Annotated in this window: 18 protein-coding genes; 8 read left to right on the plus strand and 10 right to left on the minus strand. The window is 39.0% G+C overall.

Translation table 11 applies throughout. The features are described from left to right. The coding region (locus QZ488_RS04670) for a transposase (protein WP_293746642.1) at positions 1-696 on the plus strand (696 nt) is incomplete at its 5' end. A gap of 34 nt (positions 697-730) precedes the next feature. Here QZ488_RS04670 and QZ488_RS04675 read toward each other — a convergent pair. From QZ488_RS04675 to QZ488_RS04710, 9 genes are all read right to left on the minus strand, one after another. Beyond that, positions 731-1036 (minus strand): hypothetical protein, encoded by a 306-nt coding sequence (locus QZ488_RS04675; protein WP_293746643.1) that lies wholly within the window; start codon positions 1034-1036, stop codon positions 731-733. A 141-nt stretch (positions 1037-1177) separates the two neighbouring features. Continuing rightward, positions 1178-1678, minus strand: a complete 501-nt coding sequence (locus tag QZ488_RS21480; RefSeq protein ID WP_366508983.1) for a CPBP family intramembrane glutamic endopeptidase — start codon at positions 1676-1678, stop codon at positions 1178-1180. An 87-nt stretch (positions 1679-1765) separates the two neighbouring features. Continuing rightward, on the minus strand, positions 1766-2185 hold the full coding sequence (locus tag QZ488_RS04680) for a hypothetical protein (protein ID WP_293746644.1): 420 nt from the start codon (positions 2183-2185) through the stop codon (positions 1766-1768). A gap of 111 nt (positions 2186-2296) precedes the next feature. After that, positions 2297-2650, minus strand: coding sequence for a hypothetical protein (locus tag QZ488_RS04685; protein ID WP_293746645.1), 354 nt, complete (start codon positions 2648-2650; stop codon positions 2297-2299). 84 nt (positions 2651-2734) lie between these two features. Beyond that, positions 2735-2953 carry a BrnA antitoxin family protein gene (locus QZ488_RS04690; RefSeq protein WP_033078690.1) on the minus strand — a complete coding sequence of 73 codons (219 nt, stop codon included), beginning with the start codon at positions 2951-2953 and terminating at the stop codon, positions 2735-2737. A 2-nt stretch (positions 2954-2955) separates the two neighbouring features. After that, a complete protein-coding gene (locus QZ488_RS04695; protein ID WP_293746646.1) occupies positions 2956-3240 on the minus strand; it encodes a BrnT family toxin in 285 nt (94 codons plus the stop codon). Between the two features lie 125 nt (positions 3241-3365). Continuing rightward, positions 3366-3536 carry a hypothetical protein gene (locus tag QZ488_RS04700; protein WP_293746647.1) on the minus strand — a complete coding sequence of 57 codons (171 nt, stop codon included), beginning with the start codon at positions 3534-3536 and terminating at the stop codon, positions 3366-3368. 187 nt (positions 3537-3723) lie between these two features. After that, a complete protein-coding gene (locus QZ488_RS04705) occupies positions 3724-4128 on the minus strand; it encodes a hypothetical protein (RefSeq protein ID WP_293746648.1) in 405 nt (134 codons plus the stop codon). Between the two features lie 1481 nt (positions 4129-5609). Continuing rightward, positions 5610-6047 carry a GNAT family N-acetyltransferase gene (locus QZ488_RS04710; RefSeq protein WP_293746649.1) on the minus strand — a complete coding sequence of 146 codons (438 nt, stop codon included), beginning with the start codon at positions 6045-6047 and terminating at the stop codon, positions 5610-5612. Between the two features lie 98 nt (positions 6048-6145). Between QZ488_RS04710 and putP the strand changes: the two genes are divergently transcribed. The 6 genes from putP to QZ488_RS04740 all read left to right on the plus strand — a co-directional run bounded on the left by putP (position 6146) and on the right by QZ488_RS04740 (position 13461). Continuing rightward, a complete protein-coding gene (gene putP / locus QZ488_RS04715) occupies positions 6146-7660 on the plus strand; it encodes a sodium/proline symporter PutP (protein WP_293746650.1) in 1515 nt (504 codons plus the stop codon). A 327-nt stretch (positions 7661-7987) separates the two neighbouring features. Continuing rightward, positions 7988-8902, plus strand: coding sequence for a sulfate adenylyltransferase subunit CysD (gene cysD, locus QZ488_RS04720; RefSeq protein WP_293746651.1), 915 nt, complete (start codon positions 7988-7990; stop codon positions 8900-8902). Then, positions 8902-9498, plus strand: coding sequence for an adenylyl-sulfate kinase (gene cysC / locus QZ488_RS04725; protein WP_293746652.1), 597 nt, complete (start codon positions 8902-8904; stop codon positions 9496-9498). The genes cysD and cysC overlap by 1 nt, the downstream gene beginning before the upstream one ends. Next, positions 9498-10286: a 3'(2'),5'-bisphosphate nucleotidase CysQ gene (gene cysQ, locus QZ488_RS04730; RefSeq protein WP_293746653.1), complete on the plus strand. Its 789-nt coding sequence runs from the start codon at positions 9498-9500 to the stop codon at positions 10284-10286. Before cysC ends, cysQ begins: the two co-directional genes overlap by 1 nt. 2 nt (positions 10287-10288) lie before the next feature. Next, on the plus strand, positions 10289-11695 hold the full coding sequence (cysN, locus tag QZ488_RS04735; protein ID WP_293746654.1) for a sulfate adenylyltransferase subunit CysN: 1407 nt from the start codon (positions 10289-10291) through the stop codon (positions 11693-11695). A 38-nt stretch (positions 11696-11733) separates the two neighbouring features. Then, positions 11734-13461: an SLC13 family permease gene (locus tag QZ488_RS04740; RefSeq protein ID WP_293746655.1), complete on the plus strand. Its 1728-nt coding sequence runs from the start codon at positions 11734-11736 to the stop codon at positions 13459-13461. An 88-nt stretch (positions 13462-13549) separates the two neighbouring features. On the opposite strand, the gene QZ488_RS04745 is transcribed toward QZ488_RS04740, so the two are convergent. Further along, positions 13550-13942 (minus strand): OsmC family protein, encoded by a 393-nt coding sequence (locus QZ488_RS04745; protein WP_293746656.1) that lies wholly within the window; start codon positions 13940-13942, stop codon positions 13550-13552. Between the two features lie 230 nt (positions 13943-14172). Here QZ488_RS04745 and QZ488_RS04750 point away from each other — a divergent pair, with 230 nt between their 5' ends. After that, positions 14173-14916, plus strand: a complete 744-nt coding sequence (locus QZ488_RS04750) for a class I SAM-dependent methyltransferase (protein ID WP_293746657.1) — start codon at positions 14173-14175, stop codon at positions 14914-14916. Positions 14917-14941 lie beyond the last annotated feature (25 nt).

The raw sequence follows: 14941 nt of genomic DNA on the forward strand, positions 1-14941 counted from the left end.
TATAAACATTCTACTAAACGATTGTTTATATTTAGTTTTAATGGCGTTTTATCGCATGATTATTCCCCTGTTCCAGAAACATGTGCCCCAGCACAAAATGTATTGTGTGCACTCAAGGCTTTGTGTAGCGACCCTTGTAATATAGTATACGTGACGGGTGGTATAAACATGCAAACGATGGAAAAAAACCGTCTGCAAATAATGCCAAAAGAAATTACCTCATCCATTAAACCGATGCTTACCGCACTGAAAAATCAGTTAGAGAAAATTGATAACAAACTACACAAACTCATCGAAAGTTGTGACGAATATAAAATCAAGAATGACATTATTCAAAGCGTTCCTGGTGTCGGAAAAGTTGTTGCGTTTAATCTGATAAGTGAAATTCCAGAGCTTGGCTATATCAACAACAAAGAGGCATCTTCGTTGGTCGGTGTCGCCCCTTTTAATCGTGAAAGTGGCTCGTATAAAGGTAAGCGAATGATACGTGGTGGACGGTCACAAATAAGAACTGCGATGTATATGGCTATGATGTCAGCCATTCAATGTAATCCAATATTTAAAGCCATATATCAACGATTAATTACAGCAGGAAAACCAAAGAAAGTCGCAATAATTGCCTGTATTAGGAAGCTAGTTATCACACTTAATTCGATGGTGAGAGATGGTGTCTATTGGGATCCTAAAATGAATTAATATTAAGGTTTGACACCATAGTCACTTGTTAGGTTTACTTATAAACCGCTAGTACAACTTTTTCACTTTTATCTAACTCGATAACACATTGATTAGTGACAAAATTGAGCTTGCTACTAAACGCAATAATTGCCCCGTTTTCATTGATAGTATTTTTATAGCTAGACAGGTTTGCTGTTTCTAATTGCCTAATTACACTTGATTTCTTTACACCAACAGAGAAATTACCGCAAAGATAGAAAATTTCATCTTTAGCTATTTTCCAAAAAATGGCACCTGTAATGATGAATACTAATACAACCAAAAGGCTGATAAGTATTTTTTTATTTTTCGATTTCATACTGATGCTTCCAGATATTCCTGTAAACCTAACGCCAAGTTAAGCGGCGCAAAATAGTTTGCTAAAATGTTGAGGTACGAAACGCAGCAAACTGTTTTGCGTCCGACTTTAAGTTCTTGTTATGTTTACATTTACGCCAGTTTATATATATATATTTAAACCATTACCTAAAGCATGAACAAAAGATGTGAATATATACGCTTTATTTTCGCCGTGTTTATTATTTTGTTTATTGTAACAGTAAGCGAAAACAAGTCCTGCAACAAATGTATATGAAAATGTGTACCACCCACTAGAATCTTTTAGTAAATGATAAGCACCTAATACTGCACCACTAACAAAAATAAAGTAAACGTTCGTTATTTTTATTTTTTTACAAAGGCGATACAGTAATACACAAAAAAACAATGTTTCAAACAATGGCGAAAGAATAATAGGTGAGAGAATGTTTTCGAAATTTTTAACAATATTTTGATTTCTAAAAATTAGAGAGTATGACCATTGTTCTGACTCCATTGTGTTGTGAATTAATATGTAAAGGGTTGTAATGAATTTGGTCGTCAGAAAGACCAATACTGCGTAAAACGGTAACTCAATTAAAAGCAGATCTCTATACTTGTGCATACACATCCTTGTAAACATAACGCCCCGTTAACGGGCGAGCGTAGTTTGCGAGTCCGTGCCAGCGTTGTTTGCTGGCGTTTTCGTTAAACGGTTTGTTAGGTAACACTACTCATCCCAATCAGGATATTGCTCTGGTTTAATACCACTTTCAAGCGCTACTCTAGGGTAAAAAGTGTCAGGCTTTTCACTAAAACGTTTTTTCCGGCTTTTGCTTATTTGAAACAACCAGCTATCGCCGTAATCAAACATATAAAAGAGTTTTTTGCCTTTTGCTTTTAAGAATATTGTATCAACTGTTTCTTGAGTTACTTTGTCGTCATCGCATGATATGCGTTCCGAACTTCTTGAATAGTAAGAGTTAGCAATACAAAATTCATACATGTGGTCATTGTCAAAGCCTATCGCACTTAAGATTGCCTGATGTAATTCATCCAAGCTGTGATCAATAGGAATTTCCAATGCACATTCCCATTCATTGTGAGCATGCATGCCATCTAGTAATTTTATTTTTAAAGTTTCAATCATACTCAGAGCTTACCGTGATACCTAACGCTTTTTATAAATGGCGCGCGTTTTTTGCGCGTCCAGTGAAGGCCGTTTTTTGGCCGTAACGATATTTAATAAACTTGTTAGCCCTTATGTTAAGTCTACTGGATATTTGGCTACAGACATGCCAACAATTAAGACAACTAAGAAAGGCATTGCATGACACAACAATGCCGGACATTCTTTTACTGCTGCTTTAGTTGGGACGAAAAAATAAGGATCATGTTTATCTAAAAATCTATAAAAAGGTTTGAATACTGGTTTAAGCCATACATGAAAGTAGTAGCTCCCAATTGCGATGACTTGTGCCTGAAGAAGCATTACAAACATTTCTAATCCTATCGCATCAATAAACAATCCTAGAGCGATCAATTCAGGTTTTGACAATAAAAGGCAGACCGTAAAAAAAGCTAAAATTTTCGATAATGTTTTAGGGGACTTCATTAATCTTCCTTAAAAGGGCTAACGCTTCAAAGCAGCGGCGCGCGCATTTTGCGCGTCCGATGGCTTTGTTTGTTAGGGCTGCGATTACGCATGCCAGTTGATATCGATTTTTTTATGTGTTGCAACACAGTCACGTAAATATAAATTTATGAGGCTTTGATAAGGAACACCAGACTCTTCAGCCATACTTTTGAAGTAAGAAATAACATCTTCTCCAAGACGCATAGTCACAGATTTTTTTAATTTACTTGCGTAAGGGTTTTTACGCGATTTCATTGCTGATAAATCATATTCATCTTTCATAATTAATGCCCTCGCAGATAATTTTTACTTTCATTTTTTGTCGCTTTTCTAGCGGAAATAACTCTAATTGTGTTTCCATCATCACGCTCACAGTGACAAACGAGCAACAAGTTGGTTTGATTGCTCATTCCAAGCATCAAAAAGCGGTCTTCAGTTTTGGAGTTATCTTGATCAAAGAACTGAAGCGCAAATTCATCAAAAAATACAGATTTAGCTTCCTCAAAAGAAACTCCGTGTTTTTTAATGTTTGCTGCAGCTTTAGCCGCATTCCATTCGAATTTAATCATATGTACATTGTATGTACGAGAGGTGGGATTGTCAAAGAAGCCCTAACGCTTTTTATAAATGGCGCGCGTTTTTTGCGCGTCCAGTGAAGGCCGTTTTTTGGCCGAAACGAAGTTTAATAAATTTGTTATGTGTTGGATTTATCCCAAATGTTTTTACCTGTTTTTAACTTGTAAATAAGGTGAATACCAGAGATTGAGGTGACTAAACCACAAAAGGCCCAAAAATAATCACCTGTCTGAATCCCTACGATTAAACCAAAAATCCCAATGATAAAAATAAATATCTGACCAAACATTCTAAATCTCCATACTCTATTTTTTTACTCTGAGTAAATTACTATAAAAGTTTATATGCAAAAGATTATGAAACACATAACGCCCGGTTAAGCCGCCGGAACGGAGTTGATTGTTTTGCGTTAGCGTAGCGATTAAACGCAAAACGAGCAACGCAGTGTAGGTCGGCTTGAACCGTTTGTTAAGTGACTAATCTCTAACCAATGCGTATGAATCTACCTTGTTGCCTACAATTTTAAACACTAACCACTCGGAATCTATGGCTATTGCTTGGCGCTCACGACCTAAATAATAAACCATATCATAACTCTGAAAATATGGCGTATCATCAGGCTCTCCGAGCAAGGCTATAACAGAAGATTTATTCATCCCATTAATGATCTCATTTTCAATTAAATCATCTACCATTTTTAAGCGAACTGATTCCCAGCTCATAGTAGGTTCAGTGTTTTTCCAGATAGTGGAATCAAATTTTTGAGGCTCAAAATCAATAGCTCCAATTGTGAACCAATAGTAGAACGCAGAAAAACTTAAAACAAGGAGTAAGGCTAATGTTCCAAGGATTACTCCTATAATCTTCAATGACTTCTTCATGTTCATGAGTGAATACACCTAACGCTTAACATATGGGGATTTTAGGAGCGCTTTACCAGCGAGTAAAATTCCCACCATGATGTTTTTGTTATACGTTTTTACCACAATTTTAAAGCCATCAAAGAATAAAGAACTGCAAAATTACTATATGCAATGAAAGGACAAACTAACGATTCCAAAGTTTTTGTTTCTTTATGTGCATTAGCCGCCTTAAGAGTTCCATACACAACGGGAGCTGGATAGCTAAGTAGCAGAATCAGTACAACCCAATTAATTATTTTTGCCATTGAGCCAGGTGCGTCGAACAGAAATACTGACATATACAGCGCTACTGGCCAAAGCAAAAGACTTAAGCACGATAAGGCACTTAAGCCTAAGCATAAAAATGTTATCGGGTTACCGTACATCCATGATTCCCATTGAACGTATAACGCCGCTATAAAAGGCGCGCGTTAGCGCGTCCAGTGGAGGCCGTATTTTTGGCCGGAACGATTTTTGATAGCTTTGTTATGAGTTTTTCTTGCACGATTTTTTGCTCTCGCGTTTGTTCCGCCAACTGGCTGAAAACGACCCTAATTTGCTTCGTACATTTTTGAATACTGGCTTACTTGGTACTTTAGGTTTACGCCAACGATACAATGCAACTATCAGCTCGAACAAAAGTAAGATGACCCAAAATACCACCTCAGTAAATAATATAAATAGAGGAGCTACCACTTCCGCAGCTGGTGCCAGAAGTGCTGACACTAATTCAACGACAATCATAATTATAGCCATGATTGCATCTACGATTATTTCAAAGAAAGCAGTTCACTCCTGTTGACTCATAACAATATTAATAGCCGGAAAAGTTCCGTGTTTAAACACGGAACTTTTCCGGCTTTCTACATGACTCATTTCTATCACAGCCACTAACCCTTTGTACAGGTTAACTTTATTACCGACTCCCAATTTTACAACTGGGGAAACACGGAACTTTTCCTAGATCTTGCTGTTATCCGGAAGTCTTACCTGAACTGTGTAAAAACACAGTTTTGTTGTGAGAACTTATTAAGACTCACGTAGAAATAAACTCTAATAGACTAAGACAGTTATCGGCGAAGCCGATGCTTTTGATTACCCTCGACTCAAAGCTCGCCGCTAAACTACTCATTTTTGTAGGGCAATCGCCAAGGACAGGCAATTGAGTAATGCCTCGTCTGGAACGAATCATTACGACCTGCAAAAATGAGTAGTTTAGTGGATGAAGAGTTTTGCCCTCGAGCGGCTTTTTTTGCTTACTTTTTGCAGCTGTAGGCGAAAAGTAAGTCGTTCAGCAAAGATGCTGTTTGAAAAAAGCCATGGATGGCGGTAAGCGACAGCGCATGCTTTAACTGCTTGCGCGAGATGCCAATCGAAAAACCGCATGCGACCGACATGGATGTCGGAAGGTAAAATAACGCAGGAGTAGTTATCGGACAGCGCATTGATGCAAGCGCCCGCTAGGGCATATAAACCATCCCAATATGCATAATCCCCCCATCATCATACACCTCACCAACCTCAACAAACCCCAACCGCTGATAAAACTCACTGGCATCAATCTGTGAAGACAAGGTAATTTTTGCTAAAGGATATTCACTTTGAATATCCTTTAGCATAGTGACCATCAAAGACTTACCCAAGCCGAGCCCCCTAGCCTGCGCAGCCAACACCACTCGCTCAATTTTCACTTCATCTAACTGCAATATTTTTCTATATCGAGCGTAGACAATTAAGTTGTCTTGTTGACCAAAATCCAAATAATGCATGGCCGATTGGTCATAATCATCGAGGTCAGAATAAATACTATTTTGTTCAATAATAAATACCTGTTGGCGTAATTTCGCCAAAGAGTAAAGCTCATTTTTAGTTAATTGTTCAAAGGTTTTTGTATACATATTGGCATGTGACTAGCGAATTGTTCGTTCTGTTGTTAGCATACGTCAACAGCTAAAAACTTCATATCTTTTCGTCACTTACTTCTAAGGTAACTTTAATGGATCCCTTTACTTTTATCTCCCTCGGCCTGTACTTTTTAGTGATGCTTGGCATTGGCTTATATTCTTTTAAACAATCCAGTACTGACGTTGAAGGTTATATGTTGGGTGGCAGAAGCTTAAGTCCTAAAGTAACCGCTCTTTCAGCTGGCGCATCGGACATGAGTGGATGGATGTTAATGGGCTTACCGGGTGCAATGTATGTATCTGGGCTTTCTAGTGCTTGGATTGCAGTAGGTTTAGCCATTGGTGCTTATCTTAATTATTTGTGGGTGGCCCCTCGTCTGCGGATTTATACCGAACTGGCAAAAAACGCGCTGACTATTCCTGATTATTTTGCCAACCGGTTTAATGACACAAGCCATAGCTTAAGGCTTATCTCTTCTATAGTTATTGTCATATTTTTCACTTTGTATACCTCTTCAGGCGTAGTTGCCGGAGGAAAATTATTTGAGTCCTCATTTGGTTTAAGTTACGAAATGGGCTTATATGTTACTGCAGGTGTGGTTGTGGCCTATACCCTATTAGGCGGCTTTATGGCGGTCAGTATTACCGACTTTGTACAAGGCTGTATCATGCTTGTCTCTTTAATACTGGTGCCTATAGTCGTGTTGTTTGACCTCGAAGGATTTAGCGGCGCGGCAACACAATTGGCGACTTATGATGCGGACTTTTTAGACCTATTTATAAACGCTTCCAACGGGCAAGCGATGACGGCCATAGGCATCATATCGCTACTGTCCTGGGGATTAGGTTATTTTGGTCAACCCCACATTATTGTGCGTTTTATGGCAATCCGTTCGGTACATGATATAAAAACGGCGCGCAGAATAGGCATTAGTTGGATGTTAATTACTATTACAGGCGCCCTTGCCACCGGAATACTGGGCCTTGCCTATGTGACAAAAACTCAAGGTGATATGCAAGATCCAGAAACCATCTTTATTTACCTGTCACAAATACTTTTTCATCCATTAATTAGTGGCTTTTTATTAGGGGCTATTTTAGCGGCAATCATGAGTACTATTTCATCACAATTATTAGTCACCTCAAGCTCGTTAACCGGTGATTTTTATCAAGCTTTCTTACGTAAAGATGCCAGCCAAAAAGAATTAGTTACTGCAGGCAGAATATCTGTTGCGTTGGTGGCCTTAGTTGCCATTTATCTGGCCTACGACCGCAACAGCACTATTCTCGACTTAGTCAGTAATGCTTGGGCAGGATTTGGTGCCGCTTTTGGTCCTTTGGTACTGATTAGCCTAGTCTGGAAAAGAATGACCAAATTAGCGGCGATATTAGGTATGTTGTCTGGGGCTACTACTGTATTAATTTGGATTTATGTACCTATCACTATAAATGGCCAAGTATTAAGTAATTGGATTTATGAAATTGTGCCGGGCTTTATAGTCTCTAGCTTGACCATTTTTGTTGTCAGCTTGTTAGGAAAACAAGATGACCAACTGGTAGCTGATACGTTCGACGAAGTACAAACCACCCTTAACCAACTTGATTAGTGGGTTAGAATATTCCACATAAGAATGTGGTCTCTGAGAAAATATAAGTCGATTTTAGCCAAGACGTCGCTACTTGAACGGCAATCCCCTTTCAAGTAGCGAAAGCGCAGTACAAAATCGGCTGTAGCTTTTTCGAATGACGAGGTTTAAACAAGCTTGTTTAAACCTCGCTGAATGGTCACTTTTTAACCGAATTGGTATTACCTACTTTTTCAGGTCATTTGGGACTGTAATAGCACAAATAAGAATACAACTTAAACTCGATTTTTGTTATTGTTCTAAACATAGAATTTTTTAATATAAACAACTAATTTGCGTGAGAAAGCCATGTCTAATTCGATCCCGACCGTATCCCATTTAAAGCAACTTGAAGCTGAAAGTATTCATATTTTTCGCGAAGTGGCAGCTGAATTCGACAATCCAGTAATGTTATATTCTGTGGGTAAGGATTCATCAGTATTATTACATTTAGCACGTAAAGCCTTTGGTCCAGGAAAAATTCCTTTTCCGTTATTACATGTAGACACCACTTGGAAATTCCATGAAATGATTTCGTTTCGTGATGAGATGGCCAAGAAACATGACCTGAACCTACTAGTACATATTAACCCTGAAGGTTTAAAAATGAATGTCGGTCCATTCAGTCATGGTAGTTCTAAACATACAGACATCATGAAAACACAAGGCTTAAAACAGGCACTTGATCATTATAAATTTGATGCGGCTTTTGGTGGAGCTAGGCGCGACGAAGAAAAATCTCGAGCTAAAGAGCGTGTGTATTCTTTCCGTGATGAAAATCACAGATGGGATCCTAAAAATCAACGTCCAGAATTATGGAACGTATACAACGCTCAAATAAACAAAGGCGAAAGCATTCGTGTATTCCCTATGTCGAACTGGACTGAACTAGACATCTGGCAATATATCTACATGGAAGGCATCGAAATTCCTTCATTGTATTTAGCCAAACCTCGCCCTGTTGTTAAACGCGACGGTGTGTACTTTATGGTTGATGATGATCGTATGCCCTTGGAAGAAGGCGAAACACCTGAAATGCGTTCTGTACGTTTTAGAACCTTAGGCTGTTATCCACTAACCGGCGCAGTAGAATCTACAGCAGCTACCTTGCCAGAAGTGATCCAAGAGATGTTATTAACCAAAACGTCTGAGCGCCAAGGTCGCGTGATTGATCATGACTCTTCAGGTTCAATGGAGAAGAAAAAAATGGAAGGATATTTCTAATGGCGAATAATATTATATGGCATCAACACGATGTAGATAAAGCGCGCAGAGCAGAAGCAAAAAAACAGAAACCTTGCGTATTATGGCTCACAGGCCTTAGCGGTTCAGGGAAATCCACCATTGCTAATTTGTTAGAAAAAAAATTAGCTGAACATGGCAAACACACCTATTTGCTTGACGGTGATAACGTACGTCACGGTTTGTGTGGTGACTTAACCTTCAGCGATAAAGACCGAGTTGAAAACATCAGACGTATTGGTGAAGTGTCTAAACTTTTTGTCGACGCAGGCACCATAGTGTTAACGGCCTTTATTTCACCGTTTAAAAGTGAAAGAGATTTTTGCCGTCATTTATTAGCGGATGGCGAATTTGTCGAAATTTTTGTTGATACTCCAATAGAAGAATGTGAAAAACGTGATCCTAAAGGCCTGTATCAAAAAGCCAGACAAGGCGATATTAAAGACTTTACCGGTATCGACTCGCCTTATGAAGCGCCAGAAAATGCAGAAATCACCTTAACTTATACTGAGCAAACGGCTGAACAATCTGCAGAGCAACTTTTTGACATATTAAAGCAAAAAGGAATTGTGGCTTAATGTTAAACCCAGAACTAATTCAAAGTATTGTTGATATCAGTCACCTAGCAGGCGACAAAATCATGGATATCTACCAGAAAGATTTTGCTATCTACGAAAAGTCAGATGAAAGTCCACTAACTGAAGCTGATTTAGCCGCCCACAACTGTATTGTTGAAGGCTTAAGTAAAGTATCTGAATTACCTGTTTTATCTGAAGAATCCGCAGATATTTCATGGCAAGAACGCAACAGTTGGGACACCTATTGGTTAGTAGACCCACTTGATGGCACCAAAGAATTCATTAAGAAAAATGGTGAGTTCACGGTAAATATCGCCTTAATCAAAGATGGCGTGCCGGTTTTTGGTGTGGTGTATGCACCCGTTTTAGAACAAACCTATGTAGGTGTGCTCGGTGAAGGTGCGTTTAAGATAACAGCTGGTGTAAAAGCAGCTATCTCTCCCAAAGCTTGGACCAAAGGCGAAACCTGGAAAATAGTCGGTAGTCGTTCACATCAAAGCCCTGAGATACAAGCTTTGCTTGACTCTCTAGAAGGCGAAACTGAGTTGGTGGCCATGGGCAGCTCACTTAAGTTATGCCTAGTGGCTGAAGGTGCCGCGCATCTTTATCCGCGTTTGGGCCCCACATCTGAGTGGGACACCGGCGCTGCGCAAGCTGTGGTAGAAGCGGCTGGCGGCAAAGTGACGATAATCGAAAGTGCGTCTGAACCGTTAAAAGCTGATGCCCAGCCCCTTAGATACAATCAAAAAGAATCCGTTTTAAATCCTTATTTTTTGGTGAGTTGCTAATTATGAATGGCGAAAATACATTATTACAGTCTGATATTTTGGGCTATCTAGATCAACATGAAAAGAAAGATATGTTACGTTTTTTAACCTGTGGCAGTGTTGATGACGGTAAAAGTACATTAATTGGTCGTTTGTTACACGACTCAAAAATGATTTTTGAAGACCAACTTGCCGCTATCACCAAAGACAGTAAAAAAGTTGGTACCACTGGCGACAAAGTAGATTTGGCTTTATTAGTGGATGGTTTACAGTCTGAACGTGAGCAAGGCATTACCATTGATGTGGCATACCGCTACTACTCTACTGATAAACGTAAATTTATCATTGCTGATACACCTGGACACGAGCAGTACACCCGCAATATGGTAACAGGTGCATCTAATTGTGATGTAGCCATCATCCTGATTGATGCGCGCGCTGGGGTTAAAACGCAAACCCGTCGTCATTCGTTTTTAGTGTCTTTGTTAGGCATCAAACACGTTATTGTGGCCGTCAACAAAATGGACTTAAAAGACTACAGCGAAACAGTCTACGAAGAAATCAAAGCAGACTATCTTGAGTTCTCTAAACAATTAGAAATTCCAGATATCCAGTTTATCCCGTTGTCAGCTTTAGATGGCGATAATGTTGTGAACGTTAGTGACAACACGCCTTGGTACAAGGGTGAAACCTTGATGACTATGCTAGAAAACGTTGAAATTAATGACGACATCAACGCAGACGATTTCCGTTTTCCTGTGCAATATGTGACTCGACCCAATCTGAACTTCCGTGGTTTTGCAGGTACGGTAGTATCTGGCCAGATTAAACCCGGTGATAGCATTACTGCCCTACCCTCAGGCAAGCAGTCTAAAGTGAAAGCCTTGGTTAATTTTGAAGGTGAGCAAGAGGTAGCCTTTGCACCTCTTACTACCACTATCACGTTAGAAGATGAAATAGATATTTCTCGTGGTGACATGATAGTCAAAAGCGACAATTTACCTCTACATAGCAACACTTATAGAACGAATTTAGTTTGGATGGATGAAGAACCTATGATGCCTAATAAGCAATACGGTTTTAAGTTTGCTACTAAATTTGTACCGGGTAGCGTCACAGATGTTGAATATCAAATTGACGTTAACTCTATGGAGCACAAAAATACTGTGCGTCTGGCGTTGAATGAAATTGCCGTAGGCAAAATCAAACTAACCCAACCTGTTGCATGTGACCCGTACAAGAAAAACCGCTCTACAGGTGCTTTTATCATCATTGATAGGGTAACCAATGGCACAGTTGGCGCTGGCATGATCATCGACGTAGCAGAAGATACTAGTGCAGGTCAGTTTTCTGAATTTGAATTAGAATTTAATGACTTGGTCAGAAAACATTTCCCTCATTGGAATGCGACTGACATTAGTAAACTGTAATTTTTAGTTAAACTAAATAAGAAAAAGAATAAGACAATATGGACATTAATCAGTATCTGGTATTAGCCATTTTTGCAGGTACTATATTGGCGCTTGTTACCACTAACAAGCGCCCGTCTTTGATCTTTTCAAGCGCACTTTTAGCCTTGATAGCTAGCCAACAACTAGTGATTGGTGATGTGATTAATAACTTCACTAATCAGGGTTTAATCACCTTAGTTTTACTTCTGTTAGTCAGTTCAGCTGTTGATAAAACCTCACTAATCAAACGTTTAGGTAGAACATTAGTTACGACTAGTTTTAACACCAGTTATTGGCGGTTATTTGGTTTAACCTTCTTCTCTTCCGCACTTTTGAATAATACCGCCATAGTGGCAAGTTTGATTGGCCCAGTAAAACAAAACCAATACCATCATGCATCTAGGTTGCTAATCCCCCTGTCTTATTCAGCTATTCTAGGCGGTACCGTTACCTTAATAGGCACCTCAACTAACCTAATTGTTGATAGTTTCTTAATTGAACATGGTCATGCTGGTTTCAATTTTTGGGACTTTACTCTGTATGGTTTAGTCGCTGGTTTGAGTTGTGGCTTACTAATGTTTATAATGACCCCATTATTGCCAGAAATCGCCAATAAAAACACAGAGTATAAAAGCTATTTTATCGAAGCTGATGTGGAACCAGACTGTGAATTAATTGGCAAAAGTGTCGAAGAAAACCACTTAAGAAATTTGCCTGAATTATTTTTGATTGAGATAGCACGTGACGGAAAACTGATCACACCCGTTACCCCTGAAATGGTTATTCAAACAGGCGACAAGTTGATATTTTCTGGCAACATTCAACATGTCGGCAACTTAAACCATATAAAAGGTTTAAAACTCTTCGCCGAGTCAAACGGCTTATTGCGCGAAAACCTCACCGAAGTCATCATTTCCAATCGAGCACAAATCATTGGGCAAACGATCAAAGCCCTTGGCTTTAGAGCGCTTTTTGACGCGGCTGTAGTGGCTATCAGGCGAGATGGTGAATCGTTATCTGGCAAACTAGGTGAAATTAAACTTCAGTCAGGTGACTTTTTGTTACTCGCCACTGGCCCAGATTTTATGCAGAGACATAACCTCGCCAAAAACTTTTTTATCTTGTCTGAAAAGAAGATGGAAACTAAGCTGAGTGGTCGACAGGATTGGATTACATTAGGCGGATTTTTAATCACAGTAGCCTTAGCAGCCACCTCCGTTTTGAACTTAGCCACAGGTTTACTGTTTTTTATAGCCATCTTAGTTTTAGCTGGTGTGACGTCGAACAACGAAATTAAGCGCAGTATCCCAATTAATTTGATTGTTGTGATCGTGGGTGCCCTAAGCCTTGCCACTGCTCTTGAAAAATCAGGTGTAATTGACCAAATAATGCAAATGATTGGCCCGTGGGCAGCCAGTGTAAGCCCCATATGGGCGCTAGTTATGGTGTACGTATTAACCTTACTACTTACCGAACTCGTCACTAATAACGCCGCTGCCGCGTTAATGTTCCCCTTAGCTTATGGACTTGTTCAAACCTTAGGCGTGCCAATTATGCCTTTCGCTTTAGCCGTAGCATTTGCTGCCAGTGCCAGTTTTATCTCTCCTTATGGCTACCAAACCAACCTATTGGTATTCAGCGCCAGTAACTATAAATTCATCCATTTTATAAAGTTTGGTTTACCCATATCCATTTGTTACTCAAGCATAGTGTTAACGTTACTGGCTTATACCTATGACCTTTAACTAGGTATTCAGAAGAGTGCGCTGAACAGCTTTTTAACAATACAAATACTCGGCGGCCATATACCGCCAATAATCTTAATATTTTCTTCTATTCAGCAATTTGAATATCAAATTCAGGCATCGCCTGAATCACTTTTTTGACCGTACAAGTATTGGCTGCGGCAAGTAATGCCTTTTTATATTTTTCAGGAAAACCTTCAGGCAATGACACCTTAATGGAAAAACGTTTGTGATATTTATCTTCGCCAATAGTCGAATGTTCTTGGGTAAGACTTATCCCTTGTGTACTGATGTCCCTTGCTTCACAAAATTTTCGAATATAAAAACCCGCACATAAAGGCATACTCGCCAAAAAATAATCAAAAGGCTCTGGGTGGGATTCATCTCCTCCTACCGATACGCTTTGATCACTTATGACCTGATGTTTGCCAAAATTGGCTTGTAATTTTTGTCCATCAAGTAGACTAACTTCTATTTTCATATCAAATACCTATTGAGTGATGTAAACCTAATACTAAACCCATACCAGCTCAAAATTCGCATTTTGAGCTGGTATGGGTATAGAGTGTAAATGATACTGGGATCAACAGAGTCATCAGTCAAGAACATATTCTGCTAATACGACATTAAGAAAGGAAATTGATTGCTACATTTACCGCTTAGTTTATTATGCGCCACCCAAAATATTTCAGCTAAAATAACTAAGCAAAAATGTCGACTAACGCACTATATAAAGACCTTTCAGGCTATTACGACTTAATGTGTGTCGATATAGATTACCACGCTCAAAGCCAGCACATTCAAAGGCTTAATCAGATTTTTGGTAACAAGGGCAATACACATCTTGATGTGGCCTGTGGAACCGGTCCACATATACGGCACTTTATAAATTTTGGTTTTCACAGTAATGGTCTTGATATCAATCAGCCCATGCTCGACATAGCTAAAGCCCGTTGCCCAGAAGCGCATTTTTCTTTGGCCAACATGAGTGAATTTAGCTTAATTGAGCCGGTAGATTTAATCACTTGTTTCTTGTATTCCATACATTACAACGAAAACATTGAAAAATTGAAAAACTGCATCGCTAGTGTACATAGAGCATTAAAAGCGAACGGAGTTTTTTGTTTTAACGTGGTCGACAAAAATCAAATTGATAACAAATTAATTGTTAAACACACCGCCAAACAAGAAAACGATTTATTTACTTTTAGCTCTGGCTGGCAATACTCTGGAAGTGGCGATAAGCAGTCTCTTAAAGTCAGTATTGAAAAAACGGCAGATAAAGAAACCCAAATATGGAATGACGAACATACAATGGTGGCATTCAGTTTTGCTCAATTGATAGAAATATTAAAACCTTACTTTGAAGTTCATGTATTTACGCACGACTATGAAAAGCTTATCTCATATGACAACAACTCAGGAAATGCCATTTTTACTTGTGTGAAAATTTAAACCTTGAATTAGATATGTCATAAAA

This window comes from uncultured Paraglaciecola sp. (genome assembly GCF_913020055.1).
Lineage (GTDB): Bacteria > Pseudomonadota > Gammaproteobacteria > Enterobacterales > Alteromonadaceae > Paraglaciecola.

Coding starts and splice junctions, on each gene's coding strand:
- QZ488_RS04685 (WP_293746645.1), bottom strand. CDS start 2,650: ATGAAGTCCCCTAAAACATTATCGAAAATTTTAGCTTTTTTTACGGTC.
- QZ488_RS21480 (WP_366508983.1), bottom strand. CDS start 1,678: ATGTTTACAAGGATGTGTATGCACAAGTATAGAGATCTGCTTTTAATT.
- putP (WP_293746650.1), top strand. CDS start 6,146: ATGGATCCCTTTACTTTTATCTCCCTCGGCCTGTACTTTTTAGTGATG.
- cysQ (WP_293746653.1), top strand. CDS start 9,498: ATGTTAAACCCAGAACTAATTCAAAGTATTGTTGATATCAGTCACCTA.
- QZ488_RS04690 (WP_033078690.1), bottom strand. CDS start 2,953: ATGAAAGATGAATATGATTTATCAGCAATGAAATCGCGTAAAAACCCT.
- QZ488_RS04700 (WP_293746647.1), bottom strand. CDS start 3,536: ATGTTTGGTCAGATATTTATTTTTATCATTGGGATTTTTGGTTTAATC.
- QZ488_RS04675 (WP_293746643.1), bottom strand. CDS start 1,036: ATGAAATCGAAAAATAAAAAAATACTTATCAGCCTTTTGGTTGTATTA.
- QZ488_RS04680 (WP_293746644.1), bottom strand. CDS start 2,185: ATGATTGAAACTTTAAAAATAAAATTACTAGATGGCATGCATGCTCAC.
- cysN (WP_293746654.1), top strand. CDS start 10,289: ATGAATGGCGAAAATACATTATTACAGTCTGATATTTTGGGCTATCTA.
- cysC (WP_293746652.1), top strand. CDS start 8,902: ATGGCGAATAATATTATATGGCATCAACACGATGTAGATAAAGCGCGC.
- QZ488_RS04695 (WP_293746646.1), bottom strand. CDS start 3,240: ATGATTAAATTCGAATGGAATGCGGCTAAAGCTGCAGCAAACATTAAA.
- cysD (WP_293746651.1), top strand. CDS start 7,988: ATGTCTAATTCGATCCCGACCGTATCCCATTTAAAGCAACTTGAAGCT.
- QZ488_RS04740 (WP_293746655.1), top strand. CDS start 11,734: ATGGACATTAATCAGTATCTGGTATTAGCCATTTTTGCAGGTACTATA.
- QZ488_RS04750 (WP_293746657.1), top strand. CDS start 14,173: ATGTCGACTAACGCACTATATAAAGACCTTTCAGGCTATTACGACTTA.
- QZ488_RS04710 (WP_293746649.1), bottom strand. CDS start 6,047: ATGTATACAAAAACCTTTGAACAATTAACTAAAAATGAGCTTTACTCT.
- QZ488_RS04705 (WP_293746648.1), bottom strand. CDS start 4,128: ATGAAGAAGTCATTGAAGATTATAGGAGTAATCCTTGGAACATTAGCC.
- QZ488_RS04745 (WP_293746656.1), bottom strand. CDS start 13,942: ATGAAAATAGAAGTTAGTCTACTTGATGGACAAAAATTACAAGCCAAT.